Source organism: Brevibacillus sp. BD137 (assembly GCF_041644655.1).
GTDB classification, from domain to species: domain Bacteria; phylum Bacillota; class Bacilli; order Brevibacillales; family Brevibacillaceae; genus Brevibacillus; species Brevibacillus brevis_D.
Window position 1 is genome coordinate 154354 of the sequence record NZ_JAOTNO010000008.1, and the last position, 22000, is coordinate 176353.

Below are 22000 nucleotides of genomic sequence, written 5' to 3' on the forward strand. Positions count from 1 at the left end.
CATGCCTCGACAGCGTGCTTCTTTTCGATGTTACGTACCCTATTCAAATCATAACTTGTGAAGATTTTTCACAGCCGTTTCTTTGCTGTTGCTGTTGCCGCTGCTCCCATAAATACTGACCGCGTTGATAAAACGGAAGCGCGATAAAGGTCAACAGCATAAGGATCACGAAAATGAGAGGCCCTTGTCCAAAGCCGAGCACCTGGAGCAACACGCCACCTATCCACGCACAAACACTCTGTCCAAGAAAGGCAAAGCCGCTGGCGCCGTAATATGCTCCACGCAAATGCTGGGGAGCGATCTCCCCGATCAGGATATCCCCAACGACAAAGCACAAGATTTCGCCGATCGTAAACACCACCATCGACACAGAGAGCCAAAACAAATTCGTAAATAGCCCGAAACCGAACAGCCCTAATCCAAACAATAGACAGCCCAGCTTCAATGCAGTCATCGATGAGTAGCGCTTCATAAACTTGGCGAGCGGATATTGAAGCGCTAAAACGGAGATGGTATTCACTACAAATAAAAAGGAATACGCCTCTATCCGATCATGCCCAATGTACAGGGAGAGTGTCGTGTCCAGATGGGAGTAGGCACCAGCAACGAACAAATTCCCGAGCAACAAGTAAAGAAATACTTTGTCTGTAAAAACAATGCGTGCCATCTGATTCATGGTGACCGGATCAGCAGCCACGTCCTTCTTCAGCTGTTCCTTGAACATGACCATAAATACCACCAACACAGCTGCATACACGGCAAAAATGATGGCGGTAACGAGGAACGGTAACAAGGATGTGCTTCCTGCTCCCAATTGCAAGCCGATGAGCGGACCGATTGCTCCACCCAGATTGATCGCGAAATACCTGGCGTTGAAAACAGCTGCCCGCTGATCATCCGACGTGACATCCGCCAGCAAGGCACGGGCTGTCGGCTCAAATACATTTCGAAAAAGGCCGTTGCAAGCACTTAAAACAAAGAACATCCACGTCTCCGTCGCAAAAACGTATCCAATCAATACGATGCTCCAAGCTCCCATCGCAGTGATCATCACTGGATATCTCCCTAATCGGTCTGACAGGGCTCCCCCAGCAAAGCTACTAATCGTTCCAACAAGCAAGCTGAGTGCGAGAATCGAACCAACGATCGCCGGATCAATTCCTTTTACCTTTCCTAAATAAATCCCTAAGAACGGAAGTGTCATAAAAAAGCCTGTACGTGACAAAAATGTACCGATAATGACACCCCATGCCACCGGATGAAATCTCATTCTCCCCATCTCTCTTTCCCATTCCCGTTTGTTATCTCTCGTGTTATCTTCAGTATAGGGAACTAGAAAAAGGGGAAAAAGGGTTCGGTTTGCGTGAATTGGATCACCTTTTTTAAGCATGCGTTTTTATTTTCATCAGAGAAATGGGGGCCAGCATGGTTACCGTTCTGCATTTTTTAGAGCTTCGTTCGGTTTTTCATCAAGAAGAAATCGGGAAACCGTTCCCTGTCACCATTGAAAAGCTGGCTGGGATTTGGCACTGTACACCTCGCCACACCAAGCTGATTGTCCGTAAGCTAGTCGAGCTGGATTGGATCGAATGGAAGGCTGGGCGTGGGCGCGGGAATGTTTCGGTCATGACGCTTTATGCTGATTCCGATGAGATCCTCCTCGCCGAGGTCAAGCTGCAAATAAACAAGGGCGACGTCCAAGAAGCGATGGAGCTCATAAATCGCTACGGCAAAGCTGCCGCCAAAGATCAGATCATGGATTGGCTCTCGGAAGGAATGGGGTTCTCCAGCCAACTCGCAAGCCAATCAGTCTCGCCCCAAGATATCTTGCGCTTTCCGGTGTACCGCAGGATTGTGACGCTGGACCCTGGTCTGGTTTACTACCACTTCGATGCACATCTGGTGGGACAAATTTTCAATACACTCGTCCAATATGATCTGAATAGTCGTTCGATTTTACCTTCCATCGCCCACTCATGGGAAAGCAGTCCAGATGCAAGAGAATGGACCTTTTATTTGAAAAAGAACGTGCTGTTTCATCACGGACGGGAACTGACTGCTCATGATGTTGTTTTTTCCCTGAATCGGCTTCGCTTGTATCCAGACACATATGAAGCAAGCTGGATGTTTCGTGACATAGATCAGCTCATCGCCATTGACGACAGAACCGTGCGCATCCTGCTTAAAGAACCGAATTACTTGCTTCTAAGGCTGTTGGCGACGATACCCGCAAGCATTGTTCCAGAAGAAATCGTTCGCCAGGATGAGAAAGGCTTTGGAGAAAAGCCAATCGGAACAGGCCCCTTTCAACTGGTCCGCCTTACCGAGGGAATCTGTATTCTCGAGGCATTTCCTGCTCATTTTCTTGGAAGACCGCAGTTGGATCGTGTGGAAATTTTGATCTTCCCCGAGTTGGACACGGGTCGCCTAAAAGAACTAAATTGGGCGTCTGTGATGGTGTCGCACGGGGTCCAGTCGAAAGCACTAGCATTGAAAGAAGCGGTCATTCAGGACGGACAGGACTGGTGCGATACGGAGGCGTTTTTTTCCTGCTGTAATTTGCTTGTTTTTAACCAGTGGAAGAGCGGTCCACACAATCATTTCAAGTTCCGTCAGGCGCTTGATCTGCTGATTGATCGGGATCAAATGATTGCCGATTTGGGCGGTGATCGCATCTACCCGGCAAAAGGCTTCCGCACGTATCACCCTGTTTTAAGGGAAGTAAGAGCGAGAGAGAACGGGCAGCCCTGTCATGCCCAAATCATGTCCCTGCTACAAGAAAGCGACTATCAGGGAGAAACATTGCGTCTCGTGACCACAGCCTACCATGAAGAAGATGCGCTATGGATTCAACAGCGCTGTGGCGAATATGGCATTCATCTGGCAGTCGATGTGAGAGAACCATGGGAATTTTCAAATCGCGATTGTTTGCCTGAACATGACTGCCAGCTGTATGGCAATGTGTTTAGCAGCGATCAAATCAGCGAGCTGGAGATGTATTTGCAAAGAAATTACTTTCTCCCCGCATTTGATGAATCGTTGGCTTTGGCCATCAACAAGGAGATTGGCTTGACGTTTCAGGAGCCCGACCGGCTTGCTCGGGAACACCATCTTGCCAGGATCGAAGCCATGATCAAGGAAAACTATGCCGTCTTGTATTTGGTTCAGAAAAAGACCCTTGCTTCTTTTCACAAATCTTTACGAGGCGTGTCGATCAATTCATCGGGGTGGCTGGACTTTCATAAAATCTGGTTTCAACCGGATGCGTTGCAGCAGCAGTTTTAAAAAAGGGGTGTAGTGGGGGAAGAAGTGCATTTCCAGTCTACGCTTCTGCCTCCGCCCCGCAAGGGGTATCACTGTTCGCTTCGGAAAAAATGGCGGGAGCGCTTCAAACGTAGAAGTTTCGAGGAAGTAGTCCATGAGTGAAGCTGAAATTCCCCGCCATTTTTTCCTACGCTGGGGCGGGCTCCAGAGGCGCTTGGACTGGAAATGCACTTCTTCCCGCGCGGCTTTTTGCTAACATTTGAAAGGTCATTCAGGAAGGTGATCGATAAAGTTCTGAAAGGCACTCTGAGTTGATCTTTGAATGCGGGGTAAAAGCCTGAAGTTAACAAAAGCTGTACGAAAGCCCTGTCACATGTTAGGAAGGAGACCGCCCGAACGAAGTGAGGATATAGGCGACTGGAAAACATGTGGCAGGGCTTCACCCCGACCACAACCGATCGGGGACATCTCTATTCTTTCATACTAAAAAAGCAATCCAAGAGCGAACCTTGGACTGCTTTTTTCTATATAAGAAACTATTTTGACTGGTGATAAACTTCTTTACCTGCTACAAAAGTCATGGTCACGTCAAATTGTGTATTCAATACCGTAATATCCGCATCATACCCTGCCGCTAACCGTCCTTTTCGCTCGCCAAAGCCAAGGATACTTGCTGGTGTCAAGGAAGCCATTTCTACTGCATCTGGCAAAGAGACACCGCTCAGCGTCACCATATTGCCGACCGCCCGATTCAGCGTCAGGATGCTTCCTGCAAGGGTTCCATCTGCGAGCTTTGCCTGATTGTCATGGACATGAACCTCTTGTCCCCCAAGATCGTAAGTCCCCTCGCCCATCGCGGCTGCCCGCATGGAATCGCTGACGAGCGCGAGCCGTTCTGCCGTTTTGACCCGATACAAAATCTTCATGACTGCGGGATGCACATGGATACCATCTGCGATCAGCTCTGTGCTCAACTGCTCATGATACATCGCCGCGCCTACTACTCCCGGCTCCCGATGATGTAGCCCTGTCATAGCATTGAAGCAATGTGTAAAATGGCCCACGCCCGCATCTACCGCTTCCGTCGCCTGGGCGAACGTAGCGCCTGTATGTCCAGCAGACACGATGACATCGCGCTCTTTTAACCAAGCAATCGCTTCAAGAGCTTCTGGTTGTTCTGGCGCAATCGTCACGACCTTGATCAGGCCTTCTGACAGCCCGTAAAGCTTTTGCACTGCATCGAGCTTGGGTATCGCGATGTTTTCTTCTTTTTGCGCCCCCTTGTAACGAGGATTGATCCACGGACCTTCCAGATGGATGCCGATCGCTTGTGCCCCCAAAAGCCCTTCCTTGCTGTTCTGCGCGATGTTTACCAGCACCTGCTCCAACTGAGCATAAGGAGCCGTCATCGTCGTTGCCAAAAAAGACGTCACCCCATGCCGCGCAAGTGCAGTCGAGATGGCCTGAAGGGATTCCGGCGTTCCATCCATCGTGTCGTATCCGTCAATCCCATGCATGTGCATATCGACGAATCCAGGGCAAATCCAGCCATCCTCTACTGTCACCACATGATCTGGCAAAGCTTTTCCATACTCATCAGCCTTGCCAGCATAGGTGATCGTTCCATTTCCCACGACTACGAGACCATTATGCAATTCCTGTCCATCTGCGACAAGGTTCCCCTTGAGAGCGTATTCCTGGTTCACTTTGATTTCCTCCGTTTGTAGCGTGGCGTGGCTTCATTGCCCCAGATTGCTGCAAATTCTCTTCGTCTCCGCTGCCAGCTTTTCAACGAGCTCACTCGCGCTGATTTCCTGGCTGAGTGGAGCTGCCTGCCCCGCCCACATCGACATGTACGCACGTTGCTGCTGCTTGCCCGCTGCTGCTCGAATGTCTTTCGTCAGGGCATTTTGTATCGGATAGGTCGGGAGCTCGTGATCAAGTGGGGCGAGCGTTGTCATAAACTCATTTTGAATGCCTCTTGCCCATTTTCCTGAGAAAGCACGTGTCATCACGATAGACTCATCTCTCGTCTCTAGAATGGCTTTCTTGTGCAGGGCATGTGCTCCGCTCTCCTTGCACGTCAGAAAAGCCGTTCCAAGCTGTGCCGCCTGTGCCCCGAGCGCAATTGCTGCTGCGATCCCTCGCCCATCCATAATCCCTCCAGCCGCGATTACGGGTATCTTGACTCGATCTACGATTTGCGGGACGAGCGCCATTGTTCCAATCATATTGCTTGGTGAATCCGGCAAAAAGGACCCACGGTGCCCGCCTGCCTCGCTGCCTTGGGCGGCAATCATATCGACTCCGCTTGCTTCTAATGCAATCGCTTCACGAACGGTTGTCGCTGTTCCGATGACAGTGATTCCCCGCTGCTTCAATTCTGCCATCAAGCGATGATCCAAAACACCAAAGGTAAAGCTGAAAACGGCAGGCACCTCCTCCAGGACGACAGCCATCTGCTCAGCAAACGGCTCTGTAAATTGCGTCACCTGCGGATTATGCGGGATGCCCAATCGATCGCGCACATCATTCATTGCCTGGGCAACGCCTTCTGCGATCGGCTGGTCAGCATCGAAATCTTCCGGGATAAACAGATTTACGCCAAACGGTTTATCCGTTAACGCCCGAATGGACTTGATCGCTTCACGAATCTGCTCAGGAGACATATAGGCTGCACCAAGCGTTCCGAGTCCCCCTGCTTCTGAGACAGCGGCTACCAAGGCAGGTGTGGTCGCTCCCCCTGCCATTGGCGCCTGAATAATCGGCCATTTCAAATGTAAACGCGAAGTGATCGAATTGTTTGTCCACATGGCTTTCCACTCCTCAACTTTTTGAACAAGCGCTTTTATTGTTTATCAGTTGATTGGTCATCGATGTGAATCCATTCAAGAAACTGAGCCAACACCCGGGCCGTTAACCCCCAGATGACACGCCCGTCCACCTCGTAAAACAAATGCTCGACTGTGCCTATTTTCCACGGATATCGCTTGCCACCCGGGATCAGATGATAAGGAAAATCCTCTTCGGGCTCGGACATGACAGTGGAAAGATACTTCGCTGGCTGTGTTGCCAATAGACGATCGAGTGGAAGGATAAAGACCTCTCCGACCTCGTCTGGATTCGGCTTCATCTCTGGTATTCCTTCCACGTATCCAATAAAGGGCGTAATAATAGAGGAGCCTGGCCCAATCACCTGATCGAGCTCGCCTAGATAATGAATTTGATCAAGTGGAATCCCCAGCTCCTCACTTGTTTCCCGAGCTGCCGTCGCCCAACGGGATTCGTCGCTCTCCTCAGCTCGCCCTCCCGGAAAACAAACCTCGTTCGCCTGTCGCCGCATCGTACTGGCTCTTTTTTCAAATAAAATGCCTAGCTGGTTGTCAGCCATTTTGACGAGTGGAAGCAAGACACTGTATGCGCCGCTCGTCCCACGTTCACGTTCTTGCAATCTCCTGGAAATCTCCTTGATGGCAGGAGCAAGGGAATCCTCCCCTGATTCCTGTGGCAAGTACTGCGAGACCTCGATTAAATTTTGATCCGGATCACGAAAATACACCGAACGAATTGGCCCGATGGCCCCTGTTTTTTCAACAGGACCTTCCACCAAATGGACGCCGCATGTATGAATATGCTGGATGACTTGTTCAAGTGGAAGCGACGTGATAAGACACAAATCAGCGGAGCCTGCGACTGGATGCAGCGCTTTTGGCTCCCATTCTTGTCCGATTTGATGCAAATTGATTTTTTGCTGGCCGAAGTGCAGAGCCCTCCTGCCGTCGCCAAAGGTAACTGCCTTCATACCCAGGACCTTTTCGTAAAAGTGACAGGTTGCCTCGATGTCTTTTACCGTCAAAACCAAGTGGTCTAATCGATCGATCATATGCCTTTACCCCTTCTTGTCCCGATACATGCTCATGCTGTTATTATAACAAACACAAGGCGGTTACTTCTTCTCCCCATTGTCCTCCAACCTTTCCCTCTTTTCAATTCCCAAATTGCCTCGTCCCCACTTCGCTATATAAAAAAACGAGCGTCTCCCCCGTAACTCGTCGAGAAAACGCTCGCTATATCCACCTTTTGCGAAACTATGCTTTTGAACGTGCCAGCAGGTACAAGAAATACGGAGCACCGATAATGGCTACAACGATCCCAGTCGGAATCTCTGACGGCTGCATGATCCAGCGTCCGATAGTATCTGCCACGATGACCAGTAGCGCACCCGCCAGCGCAGATGTAGGCAAAAGCATCTCATGCTTTGGCCCCACTAGTCTTCGAGCCAAATGCGGACCGATCAGCCCGACAAAACCGATGCCTCCACTCACTGCCACGCAGGAAGCGGCAAGCCCGACAGCGGCTGCCAGCAGCTTCAATTGCTCTTTGGCAACGGGTGCACCCAAGCCTTTCGCCAACTCTTCTCCCAAATTGAGCACGTTCATGACGCGTGCTTTGTAAAAAACATAGGGGATTAAAATGGCGATCCAGGGCAAGAGCGAAAGAACGAACTTCCAGTTGGTCCCCCAGATACTACCTGCGAGCCAAGTCGCCACGAACTGGTACTTGTCCGGGCTCAGCTTCAGCGTCAAGACGATCATCGCGGCACTCATCCCAGCCGCCACGGCAATCCCAGTCAATATGATACGGGTCGGAGACAATCCCTTGTGTCTTTTATAAGACAATACGAAGATCAGCGCTGCTGTCACGCTGGCCCCAAGCAACGCCAACACTGGCAACAAAAAAACAGGTGCCGCAGACGTTGAAGGATAAAACGAAATGAACAGCATCACCATCAAGCCAGCACCAGCGTTGATCCCTAAAATACCAGGTTCAGCCAACGCGTTGCGGGAAATTCCTTGAATAATACACCCGGATACAGCAAGTCCTGCCCCAATCAGGAGAGAAATGACAATCCGAGGCAAGCGGAATTCAAACAAGATCAGACTTTGTTTGTCTGTTCCTGAACCGATTAGCGTCATCAGAAGATCGCTTGGTGACAACCGTATGTAGCCTGTGTTCATACTGATGATAAACGCGATGAAAATGAGGATAGCGAGTATCGACATAACCGCAAAGGCTTTATTTCTTTTACGGGTTTGGTAATGGGAAACCATTTGCTGCATCATTACATCTCCCTTCTTTCTTTACGCGCCAAGTAAAGGAAGAACGGTACACCGATTAGTGCAATAAGTGCCCCTAACGGCGTCTCATACGGGGGATTTACCATTCTTGCGGCCAAATCGGCGAATACGACGAGCAAGCTGCCCAAAATGGCTGAGCAAGGAATGATCCATCGGTAATCGACCCCAACCAAAAAGCGGGTCATATGTGGAACGATCAATCCAACAAAGCCTACAGCCCCAACAACGGCAACTGCAGATCCTGCCAAAATCAGGACGATGATCATGCCTGCCAGTTTGACTAGTGCCGTACGCTGCCCCAAGCCTTTTGCCACATCTTCTCCAAGACTGAGCATCGTGATGGAACGCGACAACATCATCGCCCCAATAAGAGCTGCGACAATCCACGGAAACATAACTTCAAGCTGAAACCATTTGGTTCCCGCCACACCGCCTGCATACCAGAAGGCCAAATCCTGTCCGATTTTAAAGTAAAGCGCAATCCCTTCGCTTAACGCAGACAATAGGGCAGTCAATGCGGCACCCGCCAAAACAAGGCGCACTGGAGTCAAGCCGCCTTTTGCCAAGGAACCGATCCCGTAGACCATACCTGCCCCTACGCCAGCACCCAAAAAGCTGTAGAGAATCAGGTACATGAACGGCAGACCTGGGAAAAAAGCGAAGCAGAGTGCCAAAACAAATCCGGCACCTGCGTTCAGACCGAGCAATCCCGAATCTGCCAACGGATTGCGTGTCATCCCTTGCATGATGGCACCTGCAACAGCGAGGCTAGCCCCGACCATTGCACCGCCGAGCAAGCGCGGTAATCGAATCTCCTGAATAATTTGGTGTTGCGTAATAGCAGGATTAAATTGAAAAATAGCTTCCCATACAACAGCAAAGTGGATGTCGGCTGCTCCAAATGACACAGACAAAAACATCCCCAGTATTAATGCGAAAACCCCGCCGGTCAAAATGAGCGTCGCTGCCCAAGGCCGAGAGCGAAACGCGACCGGCTTTTCGTTATTCCCCTCATTTAGGGAATGTGCGTGTTGACTCATACGTGCCACCTTTTTTCGTTAGTTTGGAGCTGAGTTGTTGGTGATATTGATTCTTATTATCATATATGAATTTTAGGCGAAGCATGAAAAAAGTGTCAATGGACAATTGCGTGCTTTTCTTTGTAGATTTACGCTAATACTTTTCGGACATCGTCGACCTTTTTTCCGTTGGCGATTACACCGTGATTCATCCAGGTCATGAAATCCACCTGGTACGCCCGCTTGCTTTGAACAGCAGGAAGCGATTGCCACACGGGATGGTTGAGCTGTAGCTGTTCGGCACCTGGTTTACCCTGATGCCATCTGTCAAAGGCGAAAAAAATATGATCGGCATCCAGCGTAGAAAGTTCTTCCCACGATACCCCTTCTCTCACCTGCTTGGCGAATTGTTTTTTTACTAGTAGGGCCGGCTCCATTTCCAAATCTTGAAACAACACCTGCGATGTGTAGCTTTTCTCCACAAGGATTTGATCCGCCGAGATGCGCAAGAAGGCTACCTTCTGACCTTTGAGACTGCGTGCCATTACATTTTTGGCAGCTCTTACTTTTTGTTCATACTGCTCGATTGACCGCTCCGCCAATTCACTTCGGCCCAACCGATCACCGAGGGTGCGCAATGTTTTTCGCCACTCCGGTCCGAACTGCCGAATCACGCATGTTAGGGCAATCCGGGCACATTGGGCATACACATCCGCCTTCCAGCCTGTACACTCCCGAAGCATAATGACATCTGGGGCTCGACTGGACAAGAGCTGCACGTCATCTGTCAGCACATTGTACGTCGGTACATCATGCAGGCCCAAGTAATCCTGCTGTCCCCAATATGTATGCGCCCATTGAACAACGGGTCGAATGCCAAGAGCCAGCAAATAATCCTCCATATAAAGAGAGACGACTCGTAAATCATCCCGATGAATGTTGCGATATTTTCCTGGCGCGAGCCCTACCCGCTGTTTAAAACGACGACTGAAATAATACTCGCTGTTGAATCCGACGTTTTGGGCAATCTCGTTGATCCGATCACCTGTCATGAGCAGAAGTTGCTTCGCCCGATTGATCCGCAGCTGATTCATGTAATCGAGTGGTATTTCTCCCGTCATTTCCTTGAAGAGCTGCGTATATCGCCAACGTGGAACATTCGCTTCGTGTGCTAGCTGGTCTACGGTCAGCGGCTCTCGATAGTGTTTCTCTACATACGCAATCGAACGTTCAACTGCTCTCCTCGGGTCCAACCTTGTTTTGCCTGGCACATTTTGCTGGGCCAAAACACATAGCAATTCCTCAAACCGCACGTGATTATAAAATCGTTGCAGCGCCTCTGTGGCATCGCGATGCTTGTAAATCTCCGCAATCAATTCAACGACACGTGAAAAAGGCGTGCAGGTCAACTCCCCCATACAGAAAAAAACCTCGGAAGCTTGTTCCTCCATCGGAGCTCCCGTGTGGACGACACGAAAAGTAAGAGAATAGTAGTCGAGAACGTGACTCGTGCAACTGATCCGAACGTTCTGACGCGGTGCTGCAATCCAGCACCGCTCCCGAGTGAACCGATATGTCGACGATTCGATTTCCACGAGCCCTTCTCCGTCTGTTGCTACAATCATCGTGTAGTCTTCCGGCTCTTGATAGTCCTGCCATCTTTCCACATTGACCTTTTGAATGGCCGTCATGGCAAAGAATGCTGGTGGAGATAGTTTGGCCCCTGATGCTTCGTTATTCATCTCCCTCATCCTTATCGTGAGAATGATTATCATTTTTATTATAATGAGTTAACACCCCGACGACAAGCTCCACCAATAAAAAAAGAAAGCGCATCAACCGATATGACGCGCTTTCTCTATTAAACTCGATTACTTTACAAACGCTTTGACCAAATCGTCTGCCTTCTTCATATTAGCCAGAATGGCACCAGATTGCCAATGTGTCCGCTCCATTGGGTAGACATGACCTTTTTTCACAGCAGGAACAGATTTCCAGATGGGGCTCTCCAAAATCTTGAGCGCATCCTTGTTTTCTTCGGAAGTCCACGTACCGTTCGACGGGAACACAATGATATGGTCCGCATCGATAGCCGGGATGGCTTCTTCTGATAATACCACGTGGGTTTCCTGATTTTTGGCAGGCGCATACGGTGTAAGGCCCAACTCCTTATACAGCATACCAGTGTAAACATTGCCATCTCCGAAGAGGGCTAAATTCGGCTTATTTCCCACGTTCAAACGAATGACAGCCACTGTTTCATTGCCAATTGCCTTTTCCAGCTTTGCCTTCGTATCCGCAATTTTCTCATTGTACTTTTGGATCGCTTCGTCTGCTTTTTCTGGAATGCCTAACACCTCGGCGATTTTCTTGAGTCTGCCAATCGTATCGTTACGGAGCTCATCCGGCAGCTTGTACGTAGGGGCTACCTTGCTGAATTCCTCGTATTTCTTGGGATCAGCGTAGCCATCCACAATGATGATATCCGGATTGGCTGCAAGTAACGCTTCTATGCTTCCTGTAATATCAAAAAGCGGCACGTCCAAACCGAGGTAATCCTGTTTGCCCCACGCCGGGTGATACCACTGGACAACCGGTGTCACACCCAGTGCTGTCAAAAAGTCCTCCTGATAAATTGCCGCTACCCGCTCTGGCTTTACCGGAATTTCCACATCACCATAGGCATCCTTCACCACTTTGGTTTTCGCAGCGGTGTTCTCTGTCGATGCTTTCTGCTCAGTGGATGTTGGCTCCGCTGCTTTTTCTGCACACGCAGTTAATACGAGCATCATGATCAATAATAATGCCATCCATGCCAATCCTGCATTTCGAACCGTTCTGACCATCTTTCTACCCTCTCTCACAACTGTTGATGATTATCCAATTGATTCTCATTCTCACCTTTTCGCATCCTGATCATATGTGTTTACTCTCCATCTGACAATGCATTTTCTCGATTATTTTTTGTCCAAACTCCACAACTGTCCGTGTGAAATCCTTCCCTTTGTACAAAATCAATGATGCTTATCTGGCGTTTGTCCATTGAGCTGGTAAGATATATCTGATAATGATTATCATTGATAGCAAACAGATTCAAACGACTACTGGAGGAAAGCAGAAATGAAACACATGCGCAACATAAACGGAACGCTAGGAATCTTCGTACTGGCTGGCAGCTTGCTCATCGGATGCAGTCCATCTGCTTCGCAAGCAACGAACACAGCGAGCAGCGAGGCAAGTCAGAAAAGCCAGACGCGTCCCTATACGGATTATCTCGGGCATAGAGGCAACATTCCGGTCTCCCCTGCACGAATCATCTATTCCGGTGAGACCTTTGGCGATATGCTCGCGTTGGGCGTGAAGCCAATTGGGGGATTCGGGTACACCAACCAAATCTTTGAGGACCAACTACATGATGTGGAGAATGTCGGTTTTCCCATTAATCTCGAAAAGGTCCTGGAATTACAGCCTGACCTGATCATCTATGCAAATACCGAAGAAAAAGAATATGAACAGCTAGCCAAAATCGCCCCTACCGTCATTTTTGATACCTTCGCGCCGTTGGAAGAGCGGATGACCCAGCTCGGTGATATTCTTGGGAAACCGGAGGAAGCTACCAAATGGCTTGCCGATTACAAGCGCCAATCGGAGGAGATGTGGAAGAAGCTGAAGGATTCTGGCAGCATGAAAGAAGGGGAAACTGCTTCCGTCTTTACCTATTATCCAGGTGATCGGCTGTTTGTCATGGCAAGAACAGGGCTTTCCCAAGTCCTCTACGATACAAACGGATTCAAGCCCACCGTGCCCATTCAGGAAATACTCGATGCAGAAAAAGGATTTGAGCTCATTTCCGTGGAACGTTTGCCCGAAATAGCGGGAGATCGTATCTTTATTCTGAATACGCCGAGCGAGGAAGCTGAGAAATCAACGCAGGAGCTGCTAAAATCACGCGTCTGGAGAGACCTCCCAGCCGTTAAAAACGGATATGTCTACTTTATCGACATCGAAAAATCTAGCAGTGATGCAACAACAAGAGAGTGGCTCCTGCAAAAGATTCCTGAAATCCTGGCGAAGGGATGAAATAAGAGAAGCTTTTCAACAATGATTGAAAAGCTTCTTTCTTTTGTATACGATGGATAGAACGAATGATAATGATTCTCACAAAATAAGGAGGGTACAACCGATGCTTCACTCTATACCACCAAATCCCCCACTCGGTTCCCTTCATTTTCAGTTGTGTAAAGTAGAACGGTCGGCTAATCCTTCACCCACTCCCTTCCATACCCTACTCTTTTTCAAAAAAGGGTACGGCAGCCTCCGTATTCACGACCAAACCTTTTCACCTTTGGCAGGAAAGTGTTTTTTGCTTTCACCGTCTACTCCTTTTGCTATCGACTCCTTGTACAACAGCGCGACTGAGTGCTACCAAATCTCATTTACCGTCATTCAGTTCGATGCAGAGAATAGACCCATTCCGTACCCATACGCACTGCTTGATGGTCGTATCGAGCTGTCCGCTCACCCTTCTGCTCAGCTCTTGCGCTTATGTGATGCTTTGCTCTTGGGCAGTTCCACTTCTTCTGAATTGGACAGCTTTTGGCAGCAATTGCGGTTCCAGAAGCTGCTCGGATTTTTGCTAGAGCAAAATTTATCTTCTACCCATATGCCCAACAAGAGCAAAGAGGTGGAGAACAGCATTCGTTATATCCAGCAAAATTATCAAGAGAACATGACGGTCAAGCAGTTGGCACAACTGGCCAATGTGCCGTCGTGGCAGTACACGCTGCTCTTTCGCCAGTTGACGGGTAAAAAGCCTTTGGAATATTTGACAGCGCTGCGTATTTATCAAGCGAAAAAGCTCCTGAAAAGCTCAACCGATTCTTTGCGGGACATCGCCTCGCAGGTCGGCTTCACGGATGAGTATTATTTCAATCGTCGCTTTCGAAAAACGACCGGTTACACGCCAAGGCAATATTCCAGGCTGACTCAACGCATGGAGCTCGTGCGGGACTGGACAGGGCATGAGGTAGAGATCCCCCTTCAGCCACAACGCATTATTTATATTGGGGAGACGTTTAATGATTTGCTCGCGCTCCATGTGGAAAACATCGTCGGCGGGAATTTTACCTGGATGGAACGAACGATCTATCGAGACAGAGTAAAACGCGTGCAGGATATCGCCTTTCCCGTTGACTATGACCATTTGACGACATTGAAGCCAGATCTGATCATTTTCGCGAACGCAGAAGAAGACAAATACAAGCAGATGAGCCGGATTGCCCCTACGCTCACGTTTAATTCATTTGCTTCGCTGGAGGAACGATTACGTACACTCGGAGAATGGCTGGGGAAAAAGGACGAGGCGCAAGAATGGCTCAGGAAATACCACATGAACGCTGCCACTATGTGGAATCAGCTCCGCTCCGAGCTTGTGCCTGGTGAGACTGCCTCCGTCTTTATCCATGCGCATGGCGGGCGTCTGTTCGTAATGGGCACTTCTGGACTTTCCTCCGCCCTCTACCATCCAAGCGGCTTTACTCCTGTGGATAAAATTCAAGAAGTACTGCAAGCTGGCTACGGCTTTATCGAAATTCAGGAGAAGGACATCCACCTGTACGCAGGTGATCGGATCTTTATGCTGCTGTCCGAAGACCCCCAATCGCGTCAGGCTACTGCTGCATTCATGCAAAGTGATAAGTGGCACAGTCTGCCTGCCGTTCAAAACGGCTATGTCTATTTAGTAGAAGCGCAAAAATGGAATGGCGGCGCTGCCCTTACCAGAGAGAGATTGCTGCATATGCTGCCTTTTTGGTTACAGCATTCTTCTTAAAGCAAACAGGCCAGCTTCCCTGTCGTGGGGAACACTGGCCTGTTTGCTACTACTCCTCTGCTACCATCCATGCTACATTTTTTGCTTGGAGTTCTTTATTCCATTCTGCTGGTGCTGCCATATCGCTGACCACGATATCGACCTCTCCCAAGTCTGCGATCTTGCACAATGTGCTGACCCCGATCTTGGAGTGGTCCGCTAGCACAATGCTTTCATTAGCATTTTCGATGAAACAACGGGCGAGTTCCGTTCGATCCGGCTCATAGCAGGTCAAGCCTTTATGGAGCAAGATGCCGTCTGCCGCGATAAACGCCTTGTCTACATAAAATTGTTTCATCATCTTCTCTGCATAGGTCCCGCTTACCCGATGATGCTTGGCACTCACTTTCCCACCCAGGAAGTAAATGTCTGCCGCAAGCATTCCATTGTTTTGGTACTCGATTAATCGATTCAGCGCCGTGATCGAGCTAGTGAGGATCGTCAAATCTTTTTTCGTCACGAGAAAGTTGATCATTTTCAGAGTCGTTGTTCCTTCATCGATGACAATGGTATCGCTGTCTTGCACCAAGTCTGCTGCCAACCGTCCAATCCGTTTCTTTTCTTCCGCTCGCAAGACTTCACGAGCAATATGAGAAGGCTCAAAGCGCTCCACTGTCAGCTTTACTGCCCCGCCATAAACCCGCTTCAGCTTTTTCTCCGCTTCCAGCTCTTCCAAATACCTGCGGATCGACTCAGACGAGACTTGCAGCTTTTTTACCAGTTCATTGGTCCGCACCTTGCCATTGGAATTGATCAACTGCAAAATGATTTGCTTACGCTCTTCCCCGAACAACGACACGACAAATGTCCCCCTATATCGTACTTTACGTCATTTCGATTTTCTCTCCATGGATGTAAATCTGACGTTTTGCCAGCTCGTAAAAAATCACAGCCGGATCAAATGCTTCTTCTGGTGTGATGACACCAGTAGCTTTTACGTTTCCTTTTGCGATCTGCTCAGTTGCAATCGCCAGTGGGATTCCTACGTTGCGGGTATAGGCGCGCAGCCCAGCCCAATCGGCTACAGAGCCGTCAGATGCCGGATGTGTATGGTACAGGACGTGTCCTACTTTGCGACCGTCCTTGGTACCTGTTACCTCGACATGAAGCGAATACCCGTATAATTCCGTCTCTTTTCCCTCCCTAGAATTGTAGAGGTATTGGGAGATACAATCAAGGATTCCCACCTTTGTTTCCCCTACTGTGATGGGGTCGTTGCGTAAAAAGCCATAATCATAGAGGGCTTTGACTAGCTCCATGTTTTGCTTCGGCCATGTTTTGCTTCGGCCATGTTCCGCGCACCTCGATCAGCTTTACCCCTTTTGGAGACAAAGCCTGTGCCAGCGTCTTCGTTTCTGCATGAGGAATGATGTACTGAATTGTTTTTCCATACGGCTCGGGAAGCTTTATTTCGCGTGGGCGAGCAAATGGCGGGACTTGAATAAATTCCCCATTTTCATAGACGACGCGCCCTGGCAAGTCTGGATCATACTCATAGGTCGTCGTCTCTGTGATCGATTTGGAAAAGGCAATCGGGCGAAAGGACCCGTGGCTGACGCGGACTTCGTCGACCTCATCGAGCTGGTTTGCTGCATGCATCGCCATCATTTGGGTCAGTCCAGGTGTCATGCCAAAGCCTGGTAGGCAGGTCTTCCCATGGTCACGGAAGATCGCGTCTGATGCGTTTTCTTCCCCAAAACCGTTCAAATTGATGCCATGGCAGCCAGCCTCCGCAATCGCAGCAGTAGACAAACCGTTCAGTGTGATCGTGGTTCCGTCCATAACGATGTCGTAACCGCGCATTTTTTGGACCGTATCCGCATGATCGCGTACATTTACCGGAACAAAATCTACGCGTGGATCGTTCAGCCACTCGACTACCTTGCGACCTTCCTCTTCATGAAAATCGCCGATCGTGATCTGCTCAAAATCTGAATGCATCACGAGATCGAGCACGGCTTCTCGACAAATATTTCCCGCTCCACCCAAGCAAAACACCTTCATCACGATGCCTCCTATTCTTTACTCCAGCCAGAAACGATTGTTTTCCATTGCGGTGATTAATCTCTCGATATCCTCTGGGTAAACCTCTCCGATATTGCCAATCCGAAACGTGTCCGCTTGCGAGATTTTGCCCGGATAGATGACGAAGCCTGCCTGCTTTAGCCGCTCATACAGCTGTGCGAAGGTGAATGCCTCACTTTCGGGATAATAAAAGGAAGTGATGAAGGGCGATTGCGATTCTTTTGGCAACAGGATGCGAAAACCGATGCGCTCCATGCCTTCTGCGAGTAACTGCTGATTTCGCTGGTAACGCTCGTACCGTTTTTCCACTCCGCCCTCTGCCTCAAGCTCTATCAGTGCTTGGTAAAAGGCTCGCACGACATGAGTAGGAGAAGTATAGCGCCACTTTCCGTTTTGCTCCTCCATCGTCTTCCACTGGCTGTACAAATCGAGGGACAATGTACGGGCGATCCCTTTGCAGTTGATGAGCGCAGACGTTTTGGCAATGACAAAGCCGAAGCCAGGCACGCCTTGGATGCATTTGTTGGCGCTTGAGATCAGGAAGTCGATTGAGAGCTCTGCTGCATCCATTGGAATGCCACCGAAGCTGCTCATCGCATCTACGATATAGACTTTTCCGTATTTCTTGACGACTTCACCGATTTCTTTGATGGGATTGAGCATGCCCGTAGTCGTTTCTGAATGCACGACAGCCACATGCGTGATCGTTGCATCCGCCGCTAGTTTCTGCTCCAATGCCTCTGCATCGGCTTTTGTCACTTCGCCAAAATTAATGACCTCCGCCGGGATTCCATGAATTTGTGCCATTTCCACGATCCGATCACCGTATGCACCATTCGTCAGGACGAGCAGCTTGCCGTCTGCGGGAATCGCACTGCTCACCACCGCTTCCACACAAAAGGACCCGCTGCCTTGAATCAAAACGCTCGTATAATCCTCTACCTGCGAAGTTGCCAATCGGACGAGCTTTTGGCGGATTGCCTGTACCAGTTCATTGTAATCACGATCCCACGTGCACCAGTCCCGCAGCATCGCCTCGCGGACGGTTGGGGAAGTGGTCAATGGCCCGGGGGTGAGCAACAAGTACGGATTATCGGTTGGTCTTGTCTGATTCATGGTCTCTCTCCTTCTGCATGACGCATCTCGATCTTTTTCAGCACCTCATCCAAGCATCCGATCTCCTCGATCACGTAGTGCGCACCCGCTGCCATCAGTCGTTCTGTTGCGATAGCCAGTTTTTTATCCAGCTCTTCCTGTGGCATGCTCGTCACTTCCTCCAAGGACAGACCGAGCTCGCTTCCACCCTTCAGAACGCCAACGGTCCACATTCCGGCGTTTCTGCCTTCTCTCATATCGCTCGTCGTATCACCGACCTTGACTATCTCGTTCATTGGATATACGTCCAGAAGGATCGCATTTTGATAGCACATCCATGGATATGGACGTCCAGCAGGCACTTCACTTGGGGTGATCAGTACGTCCGGCTCGTAGCCCTGTTGTTTAGCCGATGCTGCTACCACATTCATCATTTCTCTTGTGTAGCCTGTGGTCGAGCCGATTTTGATGCCTTGCTCACGCAGACGTCCTACCAATTCCATTGCTCCCGGAACAGGAGTAGCATACTCGTGCAACGTAGCCATCAGCATCGGTTCGAAGTCAGCGTACAATTCGTCCACATCCGCTTCATTCGGAAGTCTACCGTAACGCTCATGCCATAGCGCCGCTACCCGCTCCATTTTGCAAAGCGCCTGGATATGATCGCGCTTGAGCATCCCCATCGGTTCGCGTGCTTCTGCTGCTGTCAGCTCGATTCCCCGTTTTTTGAACACCTGTAAAAAGACAGCTAAAGGAGCGAAACATCCGTAATCTACCATCGTTCCTGCCCAATCAAATACTACTGCTTTCATGCTTATGCCACCTGACCTTTCTCTTGGTAGGACCCTGTTGTCCGTTTGCGAAGTTTGGATGCGATCCATTCTGCACCAGCACGTGCGAGGATGTTGAGGAAGACAATCAATACTGACATCGCTGCTGCCGGAGCCACATCCCCGGCGTCATCCATGTTCACGATGGAGACAGATGCCAATTTGAAATCGGCTGCGTACAGAAAAACAACCGCCGAGATCGTCACCATCGAGTTGATGAAAAAGTACACCGCCATCTCGACAATTGCTGGCATACAAACGGGAATCGTGACGCGCCACAGTAGCTTTGTCTGCGAGATCCCCATGGATTCTGCCGCCTGCTCGAACTCGGGATCGAGCTTTTTCAATGCGCTCGTTGCTGTAATAAAACCAACTGCGAAAAAATGAATAACGTTCGCCAAAATCAAAATCCAGATCGTTCCGTACATACCGTGAAATGGATTCGCCGGATTATTGAAGAAGAAAATGTACGCTAGCCCAATGACCATCCCCGGCAATGCCAGCGGGAGAATCGACAGGAAGTATCCAGCTTGGCGAAGCCCCTTCCACACTTGGGACTTTTCTATGGTGTAGGCCGTAATAAACGTCACCGCCGTCCCGATCACTGACGTCAGCAAGGCGACGAGAATGCTGTTCCACAGTGGCTCGATCCCTTCTCCAGCTACGTTGGAAAAGTCGTAATGATCCAAGCCGAAAGTCAGATTGTACGGCCATACTTTAATGAAAGAAGCTAGTACCACCGCAGCCATGAGAAGCAGCAAAAATCCGCTGACGCCCAAACAAAGAATGAAGTAAAACGTGTCGCGCAAACGATTTTCCTTGATTCGATACGGTTTGGACTTGGCTGTTACAGCCGCATGCTGCTTTCGCTCAACAATCCGGTCCACGACAAACGCTACGAGAGCAGGAATGATCAATAGCAGCCCAACCGTTGCGCCCATCGTCATATTTTGCTGACCGATGACCTGCTTGTAGACGTCTGTTGCCAGTACGGAAAACTGTCCGCCGACAACCTTTGGTGCTCCGAAGTCAGTAAACGAGAGAGTAAAACAGACAAAGCAGGCGCTGACGATACCGTATTTCACGCTGGGAATCGTCACTACAAAAAACTTGCGCAAATGGTTCGCTCCGAGCGTATCCGCCGCTTCGTACAATTGATAGTCGGCAAAAGCAAGGGAAACAGCGAGAATCAAATACGCTTGTGGGAAAACATAGACGATCTCCGCCAAAACAATCCCAACTGGGCCGTACAGATCGATGTCCCATTGAAACGGAAGCAATCCGAAGATCCCGGTCGTCACCAGCCCTTGATTCCCAAAGAGGTAGGTCAGGGCGATTCCGTGCATCATCGTGGGCGCAAACAGCGGCAGCAGCACGATCGCCCGAAAGACTCGTTTTCCGCGAATCGCGCTGCGCGTCAAGGCATACGCGAATAAAAAAGCAAGTGTGACTGCAATCAGCGTGGTCATCCCAGAAATATACAGGGTGTTATTCAGCGACCCTGCCAGTGCTGGGGTGGAAAAGTACGTAACGAAATTGTCCAAGCCGATGAACTGACCGTTCTTGTTATAAAATGCTTTGGAAAACAGCTGGCCAAGTGGCAACAGGACACTCGCTGACAATCCAAGAACGACAAGGCCGATGAGCCACTTTTGCATGGCTTTTCCATCGAAGATCGATGTCATTTCCTTCATGCTGCTCACTCCTGTTCCTCTATGGTTGGCGCATGCTCAAATGTCAGCAAATTCTCTAGCGGAAACTCCAGCCACATCTTTTTGCCTCGGGCAATTCCAAGTCTTTGTGCCTCGGCCGCTATTAAATCGATTGTCAGAAGCTCTTTTTTTCTCTGCCCTTCCTCTTGCCACTCCAAAAAGATTCGGTAAAAAGCACCGCGAAATTCTATTTCGGAAATAGTCGCAGGCATGGTGCATTCGGATTCTTGCTGCAAAAGCCGCACATGCTCCGGTCTGATCGCAAGTAAGCGATTCGGATCAGATTGCGCATTTTCAAAGCGACTGTACTCAAAAAAGTTGATCGCTCCGATAAAATCAGCAACAAACGGAGTCGCTGGTCTGTTATAGATCTCCTCGGGTGTACCTACCTGAACGACCTCGCCGTGATCCATGACGACGATCTTGTCTGCCATGGTCAATGCCTCATCCTGGTCATGGGTAACCATTACTGTTGTCATGCCGTACTGCTCATGCAAACGCCGAATCTCCCGGCGCAGCTTTTGTCTTACCTTTGCATCCAATGCGGATAGTGGTTCGTCTAAAAGCAAGATATCCGGCGATAGTGCAATCGCTCGCGCCAAGGCAATTCGCTGCTGTTGACCGCCTGAGAGCTGGCTGGGATATTTGGCGGCGGCATGAGACAAATCAACCATGTCTAGCGCCTCTTCTACTTTGGCTGCGATCTCTTTTTTCCCTAGCTTCTTTTCTTGCAGGCCAAAGGCAATGTTTTCGGCAGCCGTCAAATTGGGAAACAAGGCGTACGACTGGAACATCATCGCAATGTTTCGTTTTGCAGGAGGAAGAGAAGTAATCTCCCTGCCTCCCAGAATCATCTTGCCTGTTGTCGGCTGTTCCAATCCAGCCAGCATTCTCAGTAATGTCGTTTTACCGCAGCCACTGGGACCGAGCAGACAAACAAATTCATTCTTGTCAATTTCGATGGAAATGTGCTCCAATGCGGCAAACAAACCAAAGCGCTTACTGACCCCTTGAATGGATAGATAGGATTGTGTCATGCTGTTCTCCT

At 49.6% G+C, this 22000-nt stretch carries 16 protein-coding genes and 1 pseudogene; 3 read left to right on the forward strand and 14 right to left on the reverse strand.

Going from position 1 to position 22000, the window contains the following annotated elements; genetic code table 11:
- Positions 1-43: 43 nt before the first annotated feature.
- Positions 44-1270 (reverse strand): MDR family MFS transporter, encoded by a 1227-nt coding sequence (locus tag ODZ53_RS18550; RefSeq protein ID WP_372679005.1) that lies wholly within the window; start codon positions 1268-1270, stop codon positions 44-46.
- A gap of 155 nt (positions 1271-1425) precedes the next feature.
- Between ODZ53_RS18550 and ODZ53_RS18555 the strand changes: the two genes are divergently transcribed.
- The gene (locus ODZ53_RS18555) at positions 1426-3285 is read left to right on the forward strand and encodes an SgrR family transcriptional regulator (RefSeq protein ID WP_372679007.1); all 1860 of its coding nucleotides are present in this window, start codon (positions 1426-1428) and stop codon (positions 3283-3285) included.
- 515 nt (positions 3286-3800) lie between these two features.
- Here the strand turns inward: ODZ53_RS18555 and nagA are convergent.
- From nagA to ODZ53_RS18590, 7 genes are all read right to left on the reverse strand, one after another.
- Positions 3801-4970 carry an N-acetylglucosamine-6-phosphate deacetylase gene (gene nagA, locus ODZ53_RS18560; protein WP_372679009.1) on the reverse strand — a complete coding sequence of 390 codons (1170 nt, stop codon included), beginning with the start codon at positions 4968-4970 and terminating at the stop codon, positions 3801-3803.
- A 33-nt stretch (positions 4971-5003) separates the two neighbouring features.
- Complete coding sequence (locus ODZ53_RS18565) at positions 5004-6077, reverse strand: NAD(P)H-dependent flavin oxidoreductase (protein ID WP_372679011.1); 1074 nt, start codon at positions 6075-6077, stop codon at positions 5004-5006.
- A 35-nt stretch (positions 6078-6112) separates the two neighbouring features.
- Entirely contained in the window at positions 6113-7147 is a 1035-nt protein-coding gene (locus ODZ53_RS18570; RefSeq protein WP_372679013.1) for a VOC family protein, read from the reverse strand.
- Positions 7148-7352: 205 nt separating this feature from the next.
- Positions 7353-8384 (reverse strand): FecCD family ABC transporter permease, encoded by a 1032-nt coding sequence (locus ODZ53_RS18575; RefSeq protein ID WP_372679144.1) that lies wholly within the window; start codon positions 8382-8384, stop codon positions 7353-7355.
- A gap of 2 nt (positions 8385-8386) precedes the next feature.
- Positions 8387-9442: a FecCD family ABC transporter permease gene (locus ODZ53_RS18580; protein ID WP_087345904.1), complete on the reverse strand. Its 1056-nt coding sequence runs from the start codon at positions 9440-9442 to the stop codon at positions 8387-8389.
- Between the two features lie 128 nt (positions 9443-9570).
- Positions 9571-11163 carry a helix-turn-helix domain-containing protein gene (locus tag ODZ53_RS18585; RefSeq protein WP_372679015.1) on the reverse strand — a complete coding sequence of 531 codons (1593 nt, stop codon included), beginning with the start codon at positions 11161-11163 and terminating at the stop codon, positions 9571-9573.
- Between the two features lie 129 nt (positions 11164-11292).
- Positions 11293-12267, reverse strand: a complete 975-nt coding sequence (locus ODZ53_RS18590) for an ABC transporter substrate-binding protein (RefSeq protein WP_372679017.1) — start codon at positions 12265-12267, stop codon at positions 11293-11295.
- A gap of 274 nt (positions 12268-12541) precedes the next feature.
- Here ODZ53_RS18590 and ODZ53_RS18595 point away from each other — a divergent pair, with 274 nt between their 5' ends.
- Positions 12542-13501, forward strand: a complete 960-nt coding sequence (locus tag ODZ53_RS18595) for an ABC transporter substrate-binding protein (RefSeq protein WP_372679019.1) — start codon at positions 12542-12544, stop codon at positions 13499-13501.
- A gap of 103 nt (positions 13502-13604) precedes the next feature.
- Complete coding sequence (locus ODZ53_RS18600) at positions 13605-15251, forward strand: ABC transporter substrate-binding protein (RefSeq protein ID WP_372679021.1); 1647 nt, start codon at positions 13605-13607, stop codon at positions 15249-15251.
- A 49-nt stretch (positions 15252-15300) separates the two neighbouring features.
- Here the strand turns inward: ODZ53_RS18600 and ODZ53_RS18605 are convergent, their stop codons facing one another.
- The 6 genes and pseudogenes from ODZ53_RS18605 to ODZ53_RS18630 all read right to left on the reverse strand — a co-directional run bounded on the left by ODZ53_RS18605 (position 15301) and on the right by ODZ53_RS18630 (position 21989).
- Complete coding sequence (locus ODZ53_RS18605; protein ID WP_372679023.1) at positions 15301-16089, reverse strand: DeoR/GlpR family DNA-binding transcription regulator; 789 nt, start codon at positions 16087-16089, stop codon at positions 15301-15303.
- A 25-nt stretch (positions 16090-16114) separates the two neighbouring features.
- Positions 16115-17294, reverse strand: a pseudogene (locus tag ODZ53_RS18610) (saccharopine dehydrogenase family protein).
- Positions 17295-17312: 18 nt separating this feature from the next.
- Complete coding sequence (gene phnW, locus ODZ53_RS18615; protein WP_372679025.1) at positions 17313-18431, reverse strand: 2-aminoethylphosphonate--pyruvate transaminase; 1119 nt, start codon at positions 18429-18431, stop codon at positions 17313-17315.
- On the reverse strand, positions 18428-19222 hold the full coding sequence (phnX, locus tag ODZ53_RS18620) for a phosphonoacetaldehyde hydrolase (RefSeq protein WP_372679027.1): 795 nt from the start codon (positions 19220-19222) through the stop codon (positions 18428-18430). The genes phnW and phnX overlap by 4 nt, the downstream gene beginning before the upstream one ends.
- A gap of 2 nt (positions 19223-19224) precedes the next feature.
- Positions 19225-20934: a putative 2-aminoethylphosphonate ABC transporter permease subunit gene (locus ODZ53_RS18625; RefSeq protein ID WP_372679029.1), complete on the reverse strand. Its 1710-nt coding sequence runs from the start codon at positions 20932-20934 to the stop codon at positions 19225-19227.
- Positions 20935-20939: 5 nt separating this feature from the next.
- Complete coding sequence (locus ODZ53_RS18630) at positions 20940-21989, reverse strand: putative 2-aminoethylphosphonate ABC transporter ATP-binding protein (protein ID WP_173606949.1); 1050 nt, start codon at positions 21987-21989, stop codon at positions 20940-20942.
- Positions 21990-22000: the final 11 nt, after the last annotated feature.